We start from the raw sequence: 14,865 nt of genomic DNA, 5'->3' as shown, positions 1-14,865 counted from the left end.
CGGTCGACGTCAGCCCTTCACCGCGCCGGTGATGACACCCTTGGTGAAGTGCCGCTGCACGAACGGGTAGACGATGATCGCCGGGACGACGGTCACCACCACCACGGCCATCTTCACCGCCAGCGTCGGCGGGTACGCGGTGATCCCGGGCAGGCTGACCGCGGCGCCGGAGACGTTCGGCGACTGGCCGGCCAGGATGTAGCTCTGCAGCACCCGCTGGATGGGGAACTTGTCGTTGTCGTCGATGTAGAGCACCGAGTTGAAGTAGGCGTTCCAGTAGCCGACGGCGTAGAACAGGCCGACCACCGCGATCACCGCCTTCGACAGCGGCAGCATGATCCGGGTGAGGATGCGGAACTCGCCCGCCCCGTCGATGCGGGCGCTGTCGAGCAGCTCACCGGGCACGCCCATGAAGAACGCCCGGATGACCACGAGGTTGAACACGCTGATCGCGCTGGGCAGGATCAGCGACCAGATGCTGTCCTTGAGCCCCAGCCCGGTGACCACGAGATAGCTGGGCACCAGCCCCGGGAAGATCAGGAAGGTCAGCAGGAAGAAGAACAGCAGGCCCCGGTGCCCCACCGAGCCCGGCCGGGACAGCCCGTACGCGGCCAGCACGGTGAGCACCAGGCTCACCGTCGTGCCGAGGACGGTGACCAGGGTGCTGATCCAGACGGCCCGGGTGATCTGCCCGCCGTTGAAGATCGTGATGTACGCCGACGGGTCGAACTCCCGGGGCACCATCACCATGCCGCCGGCCGCGTCGATCGTCTCCCGGGAGGCGAGGCTGGTCACCAGCACCGCCCACAGGGGCACGAGCACCGCCGCGACGAGCAGGACGAGCACGACGCCCTTGCCGAACAGGCCGACCGGCGAGGGCGGCTCCTCCCACGGGGGTCGCGGGCTGCCGCGCCGCCGCCTCGGCTTGCCGGCCGTCGCGGGGGCGGCCGGCACCGGTGAAATGCCACTGAGCTGTGCGGTCATGACTTGGAGTACACCCCCTGCTCGCCGAGCCGGTGCGCGAGCTTGTTGGCCGCGAGGATGAGGATCAGGCCCACCACCGCCTTGAACAGCCCGGCCGCCGCGCCCAGGCCCCACTGCTGGGTGGCGATGGCCTGGTAGTAGACGAAGGTGTCGAGGACCTCGGCGGCGTCGCGGCCGACCGCCTCCCGTTGCAGGATGAACTGCTCGAAACCGACCGACAGCGCGTCGCCCAGCCGCATGATGAGCAGCAGCACGATCACGGGCCGCAGCCCGGGCAGCGTGATGTGCCACATGCGCCGCCACCGCCCGGCGCCGTCGGCCGCCGCCGCCTCGTACAGGTTGGGGTCGATCGCGGCCAGCGCGGCCAGGAAGACGATCGCGCCCCAGCCGATGTCCTTCCACACCGCCTCGGCGGTGACCAGCACGATGAACGTGTCCGGGTTGGTCATGATGTTCCACGGCTGCATCCCGGCCTCGCGCATTTCCTGGGCGAGCAGTCCGGCCCCGCCGAGCATCTGCACGAAGAACGTGACCACCAGCACCCAGCTGAAGAAGTGCGGCAGGTAGACCACGCTCTGCACGAAGCCGCGCACCCGCCCGGAGACCAGGCTGTTGAGCAGGATCGCCAGCAGGATCGGCAGCGGGAAGAAGAACACCAGTTGGAACGCGGTGATGGTGAGGGTGTTGCGCACCGCGTCCCAGAACAGGGGGTCGGCGAAGAGCGCCTCGAAGTTGCCGAAGCCGATCCACTCGCTGTAGAGGAACGCCTCCACCGGGTCGTCGCCGACGAAGGGGTTGTAGTCCTGGAAGGCGATGACGTTGCCGAGGGTCGGCAGGTAGTGGAAGACCAGCAGCAGCGCGGCGGCCGGCGCGGTCATCGCCAGCAGCGGCCAGTCCCGGCGCAGCCGCGCCGCCAGGCTGGCCCGGGGCCGGCGCCGGCCGGCGCCCCGGGGCTTTCGGGTCGGCGGCGGGGCCTGCCCGGCCGCCGCCGGCGCGTCCACCGCGCCGGCGGTGCCCGGGCCGCTCATCGGCCGTTGTCGGCGAGCGCCTTCTCGTGGAAGGCGCGCCCCTCTTCGCCGCCGGAGGCGAGGAATTCCTTCGTCACCTGGTCGAGGTCGCTGATCGGGCGGCGGCCGCGCAGGATGTCGCGGATCTTGTCGTCGGTCGGCTGGATGATCTTCGACCAGTTGGCGGGCAGCTCCAGCTTGATCCCGGCGAACAGGTCCTTCTCCAGCAGGGCGACGTTCTTCTTCAGGTAGTCCAGGTACTGCTGGACGTAGTCCGGGGTGTCGCCGCTCTTGACCTTCACCGCGACCCGGCAGAAGTTGTACTGGCCGCCCAGCTCCTTGCGGCCCAGCTCGGTCGGGATCGGGCTGCCGTCGGCCGCGCGGGTGAAGTGCTTGCCCTCCACGCCGTACTCGCGCAGCTCGAACTCGCGGCTGCCGAATGGCGCGGCGCACCAGTTGAGCACCCGCAGGATCTCGTCGACCCGGTCGGCGCCGAGGCCCTTCTTGACGAACGTGAAGAAGATCGGCTTCTCGCTGCCCCAGATGACCGGCTGGGCGCCGGCCGCGCCGAACACCGGCAGCGGCTGCATGTTGAAGCTCGCCAGCACCTTGGACTGCTCGCCCTGCAGGCCCTGCCACGCGCCGAGCCCGTCCTGGAACATCAGGATCTTGCCGGCCTTGAACAGCTGCTTCTCGTCGGCGCCCTTGCTGGACACCGTGTCCGGGTGGACCAGCCCCTCCTTGAACAGCTTCGCCGTGAACTCCAGGGCGGCCTTGAAGGCGGGGTTCTCGAACTTGTGCTCCAGGCCGCCGCCGGGCTTCTTGCGCCAGGTCTGCTGGCAGCCGTAGAACTGCTGCACCATGTCGAAGATGGTGCCGAAGGCCCAGACGCCCTTGGCCGGGTCGGTCGCCTTCTTGCCCAGCTCGTAGAGCTCCTCGGGCGAGGTCGGCGCGGCCAGGCCGGCCTTGTCGAACAGGTCCTTGCGGTGGAACAGGGCCCACGCGAAGGGGCCGTCGGTGGGGTACGGCACGGCGGCCAGCCGCCCGCCCCAGACCGAGTACTCCCAGGACCCGGTGGGCAGCGCGGCCAGGTACGGGTACTTCGCGGCGGCGTCGCCCTTGAGGTGGTCGGTGAGGTCCTCGAAGAGTGCCTTGACCGCGTCGGAGAACCGGGCGACCTTGTCGACCTCCCAGTTGGGCGCCATGAGCAGGTCGGGCACGTCGCGGGCGCCGAGCATGGCGTTGAGCTTGTCGGCGAACGTGGTGCCGTCCTGGAGGCTGGGGTTGATCTCGACGCCCAGCTTGGTGTTGATCGCGGCGAGGTAGGAGTTGCTGCCCAGCGTCGGCGGGGTCGGCCCCCACCAGGGGCTCATGGTGCGGATCGCCGCGCCGCCCTTGCCGGGCTGTTCGGTGACCGCGTCGACGAGGTCCTTGGGGTAGCTGAGGTAGCCGTCCGGGATCGGCCCCTCCCCCGGGATGTCCGGCTTGCCGACCGCGGCCGGCTTGTAGTTGGGCAGGACGGCCCGGACCGCGTCGGCCTGGGTGGCGCTGCCCTTGCTTCCGGCCTCCTTGCTGCAGCCGGCGAGGGTGGCGCCACCCATCGTCGCGGCGGCGCCGAGACCGGCGAGACGCAGCAGGGTCCGGCGATCGGTGGATACGCCTGGCAGGGACGGCTTCACGGCGTTCCCTTCATCTGACACGCGGGGCTTGCGGAGCACGCGCGCCCGGCTAGGATTAGTTGGGTTACTAGCCGAATAAACTAATCGACGGTGATCCGACCCACAAGGGAGCGGCGACCGCGAGGCGACGTGCCGCGCGCGGTGGTCCGCTGGGGTGCCGCGGTGCGCGATGATGGACGCGCGGACCGACCGGGGATCGCGCACCGGCAGCGCAGGGAGCGGGCACATCTTGATCAGCATGCAGAACGACCCGCAGCCGACGGACCTCGGCGACGTGCGGGTCGCCAACCGGGCCGTGGTGCTGCGGCACGTCCGGGTGCACGCCCCCTGCTCCCGGGCCGACATCGCGGCCCGCACCGGGCTCAACAAGGCCACCGTCTCCAGCCTCGTCGGCGAGCTGATCGAGCGCCGGCTGGTGCGCGAGACCGGGCTGACCGAGAACCGGATCGGCCGCCCCGCCACCATGCTCGTCCTCGACGGCGAGCCGTACGCCGCCCTCGGCCTCCAGGTCGGCGCCGACGAGCTCGCGGCGGTCGCGGTCGACCTCGGCGGCAACCGGCTGCTCACCTGGCGGCGCGCCTTCGCCGCGCCGGCCGCGACCCCGGCCGAGACGGTCCGCGCCCTCGCCGCGTTGGCCCGTCGGGCCACCGCCCGCGTCGCCGGCGAGGGGCGGGCCGTGCTCGGCCTGACCGTCGGCGTGCCGGGCCTGGTCGACGCGGCCGGCTGCGTGCCCCTGTCCCCCGCGCTCGGCTGGCGCGACGTGCCCCTCGCCGACCAGTTGCGCGCCGCGCTGCGTGACCCGGACTTCACCGTCGCCGTGGACAACGAGGCCAACCTCGCCGCCCTGGCCGAGCAGCGGCACGGCGCCCAGGCCGGGGCCACCGACCTGGTCCACCTCACCGGCGGCGCGGGGATCGGCGGCGGGGCGATCGTCGACGGCCGGCTGCTGCGCGGCAGCCGGGGCTTCGCCGGCGAGATCGGGCACCTGTGCCTCGACCCGACCGGCCCCGCCTGCGCCTGCGGGCGCTCCGGCTGCCTGGAGGCGCTGGTCGGCCTGCCGGCCGTGGTGCGCCGGCTGCTGCCCGACACCGCCGAGGACGGCCCCGTCACCGACTTCCTGCCCGAGCTCGACCGGCTGAAGGCCCTGGCCGGGCAGGACGACCCGACCGTACGCGCCGGGCTGGCCGAGACCGGCCGCCACCTCGGCCACGCGGTCGCCGTGCTGGCCGACCTGCTCAACCCCGAGGCGGTGCTGGTCGGAGGCCATCTCGCGACGCTGGGTCCGTGGCTGCTGCCGGCGGCCCGGGCCGAGCTGGCCGCCCGCACGCTCGCCCCGGAGGCCGGCGGGTGCCGGCTGGAGGCGTCCACGCTGGGGGGCACCGCCGCCGCGCTCGGCGGCGCCACCGCCGCCCTGGCCACCGTCGAGAGTGGCCGCCTGCCCGCCCGCTGACGCCGGAACCCGTCACCGTCAGGCCTTGACCGCATCGGCCCGGTGGTGCCAACCTCGGAGCAGCCGTCCCGTCCGGGCAGACGAGGCGGCCTGGTTCCTCGTCGGTTGTCGAAGCGCTTCACCGCGTCCGGGTCGACACCCGCACACCACCACCCCGCGATGCCACCCGTCACGACGGTCGTCGAAGCGCTTCGACCTGCCGCCCGGGCATCGCTAGCCCATGGAAGGTAACCGATCCACCATGACCGACAGCACCGGCCGGACGCCCGGCCCGTCCCCCGCCGCCCGCGTCGACGACCTGCTGGCCCGCCTCACCCTGACCGAGAAGATCGGGCTGCTGCACCAGTGGCAGGCCCCGGTCGACCGGCTCGGGCTGCCGCCGTTCCGCACCGGCACCGAGGCGCTGCACGGCGTGGCCTGGCTCGGCACGGCCACGGTCTTCCCGCAGGTGATCGGGCTGGCCAGCAGCTGGAACGCCGAGCTGGTGCGGTCGGTGGGCGCCGCCGTCGGCGCCGAGGTGCGCGCCAAGCACCACGCCGACCCCGAACGGGTCGGGCTGAACGTCTGGGCTCCCGTGGTCAACCCGCTGCGCGACCCCCGCTGGGGGCGCAACGAGGAGGGCTGGTCCGAGGACCCGTGGCTCACCGGGCACCTCGCCACCGCGTACGCCCGGGGTCTGCGCGGCGACCACCCCGACCGGCTGCGGACCGCGCCGACGCTCAAGCACTTCCTGGGCTACAACAACGAGACCGACCGCGCCACCACCTCCAGCGACCTGCCCCCACGGGTGCTGCACGAATACGAGCTGCCGGCGTTCCGGGCGCCCCTGGCCGCCGGGGCGGCGGTGGCCGTGATGGCCTCGTACAACCTGGTCAACGGCACTCCGGCGCACCTGAGCCCGCTGATCGAGGGCGAGCTGCGCCCGATGGCCGCCGACGAGATCATGGTCGTCGGCGACGCCGGGGCGGCCACCAACATCGCCGGGGTGCAGGGCCGCGAGCCCGACCACGTGCACGGCTTCGCCGCCGCGCTACGCGCCGGCATCGACAACTTCACCGAGGACGACACGAACAGCGCCCTGACCACCGGCCGGATCGCCGAGGCGCTGGAGCGGGGCCTGATCACCACCGCCCACGTGGACCGGGCGGTCCGGCGGATCCTCGGCGTCCGGCTGCGCCTCGGCGACCTCGACCCGGCGCACGAGGACCCGTGGGCCGGGGTGACGCCCGACGTCGTCGACTGCCCCGCGCACCGGGAACTGGCCCGCGAGGCCGCCCGGCAGTGCGTCGTGCTGCTGCGCAACGACGGCCTGCTGCCCCTGACCCCGCGGCCGGGGCTGCGGGTCGCCGTGCTCGGCCCGCTCGCCGACGCGGTGCACACCGACTGGTACAGCGGCACGTTGCCGTACGCGGTCAGCACCCTCGACGCCCTGACCGCGCGGGTCGACACCGTCACCACCCACAGCGGCGCCGACCGGATCGCCCTGCGCGCCGGGGACCGGTACGTGCGCTGCGCGACCGACCCCGACGGCGGCCCGCTCGCCCTCGACGCCACCGCCGCCACCGAGGCGACCTGGTTCGACGTGTTCGACTGGGGCGGGGACGCGGTGGCGCTGCGCGCCGTCGCCAACGGCCGGCACGTCGGGGGCGACGACGACGCCGGTCTGGTCAACGACCGCACCGGCCCCGGCGGCTGGATCGTCCGGGAGACCTTCCGGTTCCGGCCCGGCCCCGACGGCACGGTGCTGCTGCACCACCTCGCCACCGGCCGGTACGTCGCCGTCGGCCCCGACGGGCGGCTGCGCGCCGACGCCGCCGAGCCGGGCGCGGCCACCCCGTTCGCCGTGGAGCTGATCGCCGACGGCGCCGCCGAGGCGGCCGCCCTGGCCGCCGACGCCGACGTGGTGGTGGTGACCCTCGGCAACCACCCGATGGTCAACGGGCGGGAGACCGAGGACCGAGTGGACCTGGCGCTGCCGGCCGGGCAGGAGGCGCTGCTGCGCGCCGCGTACGCCGCCAACCCCCGCACCGTCCTCGCGCTGACCAGCAGCTACCCGTACGCGATCGGGTGGGCCGACGCCCACCTGCCGGCGGTGCTGTGGTCGGCGCACGGCGGCCAGGAGCACGGCGCGGCGCTGGCCGCGGTGCTCCTCGGCGACGCCGAGCCGGGCGGCCGGCTCACCCAGACCTGGTACGCCGACGCCACCGAGCTGCCCGACCTGCTCGACTACGACATCATCGACGCCGACGCCACCTACCTCTACCACCGGGGCGACCCCCTGTACCCGCTCGGCCACGGGCTCGGCTACACCCGCTTCGACTACGCTGACCTGCGACTCAGCGCGGCGTCGGTGGCCGCCGACGGGGAGGTCGAGGTGCGCGTCGAGGTCACCAACAGCGGCGACCGGCCGGGGGAGGACGTCGTGCAGCTCTACACCCGGCAGCGGCGCTCCCGGGTCAAGCAGCCCCTGCGCCAGCTGCGGGGCTTCGCGCGGGTCGCCCTCGCCCCCGGCGAGCGTCGGGTGGTCCGGCTGCGGCTGCGCGCCGCCGACCTGGGCTGGTGGGACGAGACCCGGGGCGCCCGGGTCGTGGAGGACGCCGCGCACACCGTGCTGGTCGGCCGGTCCGCCACCGACATCCGGCTCGTCGGCACGCTCCGCGTCCGGGCGGCGTCCGCCGCCGACGCCCCGGCGCGGGAGGCCACGGGTGCCGGCCGGTCCCGGTGACCACGGCCCGCGCCTGCCCACGGCGGCGCGGCCGGCGAAGTCACCCGACCTGGTCACCATCTCCGACGTCGCCCGGCACGCCGGGGTCGCCGTCAGCACCGTGTCGTACGTGCTCAGCGGCAAGCGGGCGATCTCCGAGGTGACCCGCAACCGGGTGCTGGCCAGCATCCGGATGCTCGGCTACCACCCGAACGCCGGCGCACGCGCCCTGGCCAGCCGGCGGGCCAACGTCGTCGCGCTGGTGCTGCCGCTGCGCTCCGGGATGCAGGTGCCGGTGGTGATGCAGTTCGCGATGGCGGTGGTGACCACCGCCCGCACCGTCGAGCACGACGTGCTGCTGGTCACCTCCGACGAGGGGCCGGCGGGGCTGCGCCGCATCGCGGCCAGCGCCATGGTGGACGGTCTGTTGCTGATGGACGTGGAGATGCACGACTCGCGGGTGCCGCTGCTGCGGGAGCTGGGCCGGCCCAGCGTGCTGATCGGCTTCCCGGCCGACCCCACCGGCCTGACCTGCGTCGACCTGGACTTCCACCGGGCCGGCGTGGTCTGCGTCGAGCACCTGGCCGGGTTGGGCCACCGGCGGATCGCCCTGCTCGGCGCCCCGGCCGCCGTCTACGACCGGGGCACCGGATTCGCGCACCGCACCCGCAACGGCATCCTCGACGCCGCCGCGCGGCTCGGCGTCGACACCGTGGTCCGGCCCTGCGAGGAGGGCACGGCGGCCGTACGCCGGGAGCTGGTGGAGCTGTTCGAGCGGTGGCCGGACCTGTCGGGGCTGATCGTGCAGAACGAGTCGGCCGTCGGTCCCGTGCTGGCGACGCTGCCCACCCTCGGCCGGCGCGTGCCGGAAGACGTGTCGGTGGTCGGCATCTGCCCCGACCAGTTCGCCGAGCAGGCCAGTCCCCGGCTCACGTCGGTGCCCCTGCCGGCCGAGGAGGTCGGCCAGCAGGCGGTGTCGCTGCTCATGCGCAAGGTGCACGGCGAGCCGGTGCCCGACGCGACGCTGCTCGAACCCCGGTTGACGATCCGGGACAGCACGGCCGCCGCCCCCCGCTGACCGCACCGCCGCCCACTGCCCACCTCGCCCCTCCCCAGAGAGGACCGTCGATGACGGCTGCCCTGCCCGCGTCCGCCCACGGGATCTGGGACGACGCCCCCGCCGCCGGCTGGGAGGACGCCTTCCTGTCCGGCAACGGCGAGTACGGGATCATGGTGCTCGGTGATCCGCACGCCGAGCGGGTCGTCGTCAACCACCACCGGTTCGTGCTGCCCAACGGCACCCACGACGCCCGGCCGCCCCGGCTGGCCCACCTGCTGCCCCGGGTCCGCGAGCTGGCGCTCGCCGGCCGGCGGGCGGAGGCGAGCCGGCTGCTCGGCGGCGGCCGGGAGCTGCGCTGGACCCAGTCGTTCCACCCGGGCTTCGCGCTGACGATCGACGCGGCGGGGCCGGGCGGAGCAGTGGAGCCGGGCGGAGCAGCGGGGGCGGGCGCGGCGGCGCTGCCGGCCGGGTACCGGCGGAGCACCGACTTCCGCACCGGGGAGGTCGTCGTCGAGTGGGCCGGCGGCGAGCGGCGCGGCTTCGTCTCCCGCGCCGACGGCCTGGTGGTGCTGCGGCTGGAGGCGGGCGACTGCGTGGTGGGGCTCACCGGCGACCTGCCCGGCCGCCCGGCGGACGTCCGCTACGAGACCGCGGCGTACCAGCACGGCCAGGACGTCTTCCTGCGCATCCGCGGCCACTACCCGCCGGTGGGCGGCGCGTACGGCTTCGAGGGCCTGGCCCTGCTCACCGGCGACGTGCGGGTGCTCGGCGACCGGGTGGCGGTGCGCGGGCCGGCGCTGCTCACCATGATGCTCGACCGGCCCGGCACGCCGCCGTGGCGCACCGCCGAGCTGGAGGAGACGCTGCGCGTCCGCTCCCCCGCCGGGTACGCCGACCTCCTCGCCCGGCACGCCGCCCGGCACTCCCCCGCCTACGACCGGGCGAGCCTGGACCTGGCCGTGCCGGCCGCCGAGCGGGAGCTGCCCGTCGGCGAGCTGCTCGCCCGGCAGGCCGCCGACCCGCAGCGGCCCTACCCGGCGCTGGTGGAGCGGCTGTTCCACGCGGGGCGGTACCTGCTGCTGAGTGCCAGCGGCGTCCTGCCGCCCCGGCTGACCGGGCTGTGGCTAGGCTCCTGGGACGCGGCCTGGGCGGGCGACTTCACCACCGACGCCAACCTCAACCTGCAACTGGCGGGGGCCAACATCGGGGCCCTGCCCGAGGTGAGCGAGGCGTACGCGCGGCTGATCGGGTCGCAGGTCGACGACTGGCGGCGCAACGCCGAGGCGATCTACGGCGCGCGGGGCCTGCTCGCGCCGAGCCGCACCGACGGGGAGCACGGGCACCTGTTCCACATGCACGACGACTGGCCGTTCGCCGCGTGGCTGCCCGGCGCGGACTGGCTGCTCTTCCCGCTGTACGAGCACCACCTGGTGACCGGGGAGCCGCTCGGCGAGCTGGCCGGCTGGCTGACGGAGGCCGCCGCGTTCTTCGCCGACGTGCTCACCGTATCCGCCGCCGACGGCACGGTGGTCGTGGTGCCGTCGTACTCGGCCGAGACCGGCCCGCTGGACGACGACGGCCGGCCGGTGCACCTGGCGGTCAACGCCACGATGGACATCGCCGCCGCCCGGCACGCCCTGGCCACCGCCGACGCCGTCACCGGCACCGACCGGTGGGCGGCGCTGCGGGGACGACTGCCCGCGTACCGGGTCGACGAGCGGGGCGCGCTGGCGGAGTGGGCCTGGCCGGGCTACCGCAGCGACGAGGACCACCGGCACGTCAGCCACCTCTACCCCGTGTGGCCGTTGGGCGAGATCAACCCGGACGACACCCCCGAGCTGGCCGCCGCCGCGCGCCGCGCGCTGGTCCTGCGCGGCGACGAGAACCTCTCCGCCCACGGCAGCCTGCACCGGGCGCTCGTCGCGGCACGCCTGCGCGACGGCGCGCTGGCCGGGGAGAACGTGGCCAAGATCCTCGGCAACGACATGTTCTTCCGGTCGCTGATGAGCTCGCACAACCCGGGCCGGGAGACCTACAACGCCGATGCCGCGCACGCCCTGCCCGGCGTGTTGATCGAGTCGCTGGTGCACTCCCGGCCCGGCCGCGTACGGCTGCTCCCGGCCCCGCTGCCCGGCCTGGACCGGGGGGTGCTGCGCGGGGCGACCTGCCGGGGCCGGGTCACCGTCGAGGAGCTGGCCTGGGACGCCTCGTCGGTGCGGGCCCGGCTGCTCTCCCCCGTCGACCAGCGGCTCACGGTGTCCAGCCCGTACGGGGACGTGGCGGTCGAGCTGCGCGCCGGCCGACCGGTGGAACTGGTCTTCGGTCCCCGCACCGACGGCACGTGACGCAACGCGGTTGCGCCGGGCCTGCCCCCACCACTCCCACCGCCTCCTTTGCTCTGCACCCACGGACGCAACGCTTCACGCAGCGCAACCCGATGCCGCGCCCCGAGCCCCGCTCCGCCCCCGGTAGGAGCAGCTCGGGCGCGGTGTTGCGCGGGTGGGTGCAGAGCAAAGGGCCGACAAGCGGTGCGCTGGGGTCGGCAGTTCGTCACCCAGAGCAACATCGAGCGTTCCTCCCGACCGACCCCGCACCGTCACGGAATGCGATCGACCGCACGGGCACAGACCTGAGCACCACCCCCTGAGGCACCACGCGCGGCTCGCCGCGGGAGCCACCGGACGCGACAGCGGCGGCCCGCTCCCGGCGTGCGAGCATGGGGCGGTGACCGCAGTTCCTCGGGAAGACCCGCCGGTGGAGGGCCTTGCCTTCGGGCCGCTGCTGCGCACGCTGCGACTCGCCGCGGACCTGACCCTGGAGCAGCTCGCCGAGCGGTCCGGCGTCAGCGACCGGGCGATCAGCGACATGGAGCGCGGCGTCAGCCAGGGCCCGCAGGCCCGCACCGTCACGGCGATCGCCGACGCCCTGGCCCTCAGCCCCGAACAGCACGCGGCGCTGACCGGCGCGGCCCGGGCCGGGCGACGCCGCGGGCAGCCGGCCGCCCAGGGGCGGTGTCCGCTGCCCCGGCGGGTCGCGGACTTCACCGGCCGCCGCGCGGAACTCGACAGCGTCCGGGCCCTGGTCGAGGCGGCCCGCGCCGGGCTGCCGGCCCCGGTGGTGCTGGTCAGCGGGGCGCCCGGGCTCGGCAAGACGTCCCTGGCCGTGCAGGCCGCCGCCCAGACCGCCGACGCCTTCCCCGACGGCCAGTTCTTCCTCGACCTGCGGGGCCTCGACGCCCGGCCACTGACCCCCACGGCCGTGCTCGACCGGCTCGTGCACGCCGTCGAGCCGGGCGCCGGCCCGACCCCCCGGGACGTCGACGACGCCGCCGCGCTGTGGCGTACCGTCGTCGGGGGGCGGCGGATCCTGGTGCTGCTGGACAACGCCGCGCACGAGGGGCAGGTGCGCCCGGCCCTGCCGGCGGAGGGACCGGCGGCGGTCGTGGTGACCAGCCGTCGCACCCTCGGAGGACTGGAGGGCGTGCACCGGCTGCCGCTGGAGCCGCTGCCGGAGGCCGCCTCCGTCGCGCTGCTCGCCGGGATCGTCACCCACCGGACCGCCGACGCCGACGGGCTGCGGCAGCTCGCCCGCCTGTGCGCCCACGTGCCGCTGGCGTTGCGGATCGCCGGCAACCGGCTGGCCAGCCGCCCCGCCTGGACGGCCGGTGACCTGGTCACCCGGCTGTCCGCGCACGAGCACCGGCTCGACGCGCTCGCCGTCGGCGACCTCCAGGTGAAGGCGGCGTTCGCGCTGTCGTACCAGCAGCTTTCGGGCATCGGCCGACGGCTGTTCCGGCGGCTCGCGGCCGTGCCCGGCCCCAGCACGGCGGTGGAGCTGGCCGCCGTGCTGGTGGAGGAGACGCCGGTGCGCACCGAGGACGCGCTCGACGAGCTGATCGACCTGGGCCTGCTCCAGCAGAGCGGCGACGGGCGGTTCTTCCTGCACGACCTGCTGCGCCTCTACGCCCAGGGGGAACTGGAGCGGGAGGAGTCCGCCCAGGACCGGGCGAACGCGGACCGGCGCGCGGCGGACTGGCTGCTCGACACGACGATCGTCGCCGGCCGGTGGTTCGAGCCCGCGTACGGCGCTCCCGCGCCCGGCGCGACCCGGTACGTCGAGCTGGACTCGGCCGACACCGCCCGCGAGTGGCTCCAGGCCGAGGGCGACAACTGGCTGCCCGCCCTGCGCCGGGCCGCCGCCGAGGGCGCCCACCAGCGGGTCGTCGACGTCGCCGAGTCCCTGCACTGGTTCTCCGACCTGTGGGCGCACTGGGAGCACTGGGCGGAGGTGTTCGCGCTGTCCAGCGCCGCCGCCGACGGGCTCGACGACGACCACCTGCGGGCGGTGCACCGGGGCTACCTGGCCTGGGCGTACATCTACCCGCGCAGCGAGCCGGAGGAGGGGCTGCGCCAGGCCGAACTGGCGTACGAGCACGCCCGCCGGGCCGGCGATGAGGACCAGCAGGGCTGGGCGCGGTTCTACTGCTCGTACGCGAGCGCCCGGCTGGGCCGGTTCGACGTCGCGATGCGGCACGCGCAGGAGTCGGTCGCCCTGTTCCGGTCGGTGCGGGACTGGCAGGGCCTGCCGCAGTCGCTGGTGATACTCGGCCGGACGCTACGCGACGCCGGCCGGTACGAGGAGGCCCTCGCCGCGTACGCCGAGGTGATCGAGATCGTCACCACGCCGGAGACCGCCCTGCCCCGGCACATCGTGCTGATCAGCCAGCTGTCGGCGATGCAGGCGATGATCGAGCTGCACGGCGGGCTGGACCAGTGGCAACGCATGGTCGAGCTGGCCGACGAGGCGCTGCGCCTCAACGAGGAGCTGCGGCACCAGAAGTTCACCGTCGCCGTCCTGCGGTTGCGGGCCACCGCCCACGAGGGGCTGGGCGACCGGCCGGCCGCGGCGGCCGACCTGCGCGCGACGATGCGGTTGCAGCGGGAGCTCGGCGACGAGGCGGGCCAGCGGGAGACGGCGCAGCAGCTCGACGCGCTGGGCGCTTCGGCACGTTAGCGACACCCCGCGACCCGCCGTCGGCGGGTCGCAGGGCCCGGACCAGGGTCAGACGATGTACCCGTTGATCTCCACCCACTTGAGCCAGCTGATCAGCCCGGCGAGGGTGGTGATGACGATCCGTCCGTAGAGCACGATCATCTGCCCGGACGGGTTCATCAGCACCCGGTGGACGAACGCGGACACCGTCCCCCAGTGCGTGGTCAGCCAGACGTTGTCGTCGTTGAGCGGCAGGGACTGCAGCCGGTTGGCGTAACGGATGTTGTACCGGATGGTGTCCAGGATCGGGGAATACCGCGCCGCCTCGGAGGTCATCGTGATCGCCTGGACCAGCGCCGCGCTGACGTCGTTGTTGAGCGTGGTGGTCCGCCCGAGGGTGCGCAGGCTGTCGTACATCCGCTGCGGGTTCGTCACCAGCGTGCTGCGGGAGTTGCCACCCACCAGCTCGTTGTAGTTGCCGTCCATGTTGTACACCGTGATCCGGCTGACGTCGAGGCCGAGGACGCTGACGACGTTTCGCCACCGGTCGCCCTGGCTGAACAGGTAGTGCCGGTTGTTCGTCGGGGAGTACCACGCCGCCAGGTACAGGTTGTCGACCCAGAAGTAGAGCGAGACCAGGTGGGCGTTGTTGGTGTCGAGCACCCGCACCTGGATCATGCCGCGGTAGTTGCCGTTGGTCTGCATCACCTCGTTGGCGATGTAGTTGCCGCTGTAGGTGTGGATGGCGGCGATCATGTTGAAGTAGCGGCTCTCGTGGACGTCGCCGCCGTCGGTGATCCTGGAGATGTTCCAGTCGATGATCGACAGACTGTCGCCGGGTTGGGCGTGGGCGGGCGACTGCGGCACCGTGGCGATGCCGAGCATCATGACGAGGGCGACGAACAGGGCGCTGATCCGCCGTCCGCTTCCTCTGCACGCATGGAGCAGTGACACGATCGTGGTCCTTTCGCAGGTGCGGTCGGCGGCCG

Annotated in this window: 9 protein-coding genes; 5 read left to right on the top strand and 4 right to left on the bottom strand. The window is 74.0% G+C overall.

The window, feature by feature from the left end; genetic code table 11:
• Positions 1 to 9: 9 nt before the first annotated feature.
• From TK50_RS30690 to TK50_RS30680, 3 genes are read right to left on the bottom strand one after another with little or no spacing between them, the layout of a single operon-like run.
• Positions 10 to 984, bottom strand: a complete 975-nt coding sequence (locus TK50_RS30690; protein WP_229405463.1) for a carbohydrate ABC transporter permease — start codon at positions 982 to 984, stop codon at positions 10 to 12.
• Positions 981 to 2,012 (bottom strand): ABC transporter permease, encoded by a 1,032-nt coding sequence (locus TK50_RS30685; RefSeq protein WP_043969010.1) that lies wholly within the window; start codon positions 2,010 to 2,012, stop codon positions 981 to 983. Before TK50_RS30685 ends, TK50_RS30690 begins: the two co-directional genes overlap by 4 nt.
• Positions 2,009 to 3,670 carry an extracellular solute-binding protein gene (locus TK50_RS30680; protein ID WP_043969009.1) on the bottom strand — a complete coding sequence of 554 codons (1,662 nt, stop codon included), beginning with the start codon at positions 3,668 to 3,670 and terminating at the stop codon, positions 2,009 to 2,011. The genes TK50_RS30685 and TK50_RS30680 overlap by 4 nt, the downstream gene beginning before the upstream one ends.
• A 238-nt stretch (positions 3,671 to 3,908) precedes the next feature.
• Between TK50_RS30680 and TK50_RS30675 the strand changes: the two genes are divergently transcribed.
• The 5 genes from TK50_RS30675 (at position 3,909) to TK50_RS30655 (ending at position 13,897) form a co-directional block, all read left to right on the top strand.
• Positions 3,909 to 5,120: an ROK family transcriptional regulator gene (locus TK50_RS30675; RefSeq protein ID WP_241774179.1), complete on the top strand. Its 1,212-nt coding sequence runs from the start codon at positions 3,909 to 3,911 to the stop codon at positions 5,118 to 5,120.
• A 241-nt stretch (positions 5,121 to 5,361) separates the two neighbouring features.
• Positions 5,362 to 7,845 carry a glycoside hydrolase family 3 C-terminal domain-containing protein gene (locus tag TK50_RS30670; RefSeq protein ID WP_043969008.1) on the top strand — a complete coding sequence of 828 codons (2,484 nt, stop codon included), beginning with the start codon at positions 5,362 to 5,364 and terminating at the stop codon, positions 7,843 to 7,845.
• Between the two features lie 49 nt (positions 7,846 to 7,894).
• Positions 7,895 to 8,902 (top strand): LacI family DNA-binding transcriptional regulator, encoded by a 1,008-nt coding sequence (locus TK50_RS30665; RefSeq protein ID WP_082106879.1) that lies wholly within the window; start codon positions 7,895 to 7,897, stop codon positions 8,900 to 8,902.
• A 50-nt stretch (positions 8,903 to 8,952) separates the two neighbouring features.
• Positions 8,953 to 11,229: a glycosyl hydrolase family 95 catalytic domain-containing protein gene (locus tag TK50_RS30660; protein WP_043969007.1), complete on the top strand. Its 2,277-nt coding sequence runs from the start codon at positions 8,953 to 8,955 to the stop codon at positions 11,227 to 11,229.
• 379 nt (positions 11,230 to 11,608) lie between these two features.
• A complete protein-coding gene (locus tag TK50_RS30655; protein ID WP_158499209.1) occupies positions 11,609 to 13,897 on the top strand; it encodes an ATP-binding protein in 2,289 nt (762 codons plus the stop codon).
• A gap of 48 nt (positions 13,898 to 13,945) precedes the next feature.
• On the opposite strand, the gene TK50_RS30650 is transcribed toward TK50_RS30655, so the two are convergent.
• Positions 13,946 to 14,830: a ribosome-inactivating family protein gene (locus TK50_RS30650; RefSeq protein ID WP_144420438.1), complete on the bottom strand. Its 885-nt coding sequence runs from the start codon at positions 14,828 to 14,830 to the stop codon at positions 13,946 to 13,948.
• Positions 14,831 to 14,865 lie beyond the last annotated feature (35 nt).

It is taken from the genome of Micromonospora haikouensis (assembly GCF_000876225.1).
Lineage (GTDB): Bacteria > Actinomycetota > Actinomycetes > Mycobacteriales > Micromonosporaceae > Micromonospora > Micromonospora haikouensis.
Note: the sequence above shows the minus strand (reverse complement) of the source record. Positions and strands in the feature narration are given on the sequence as shown.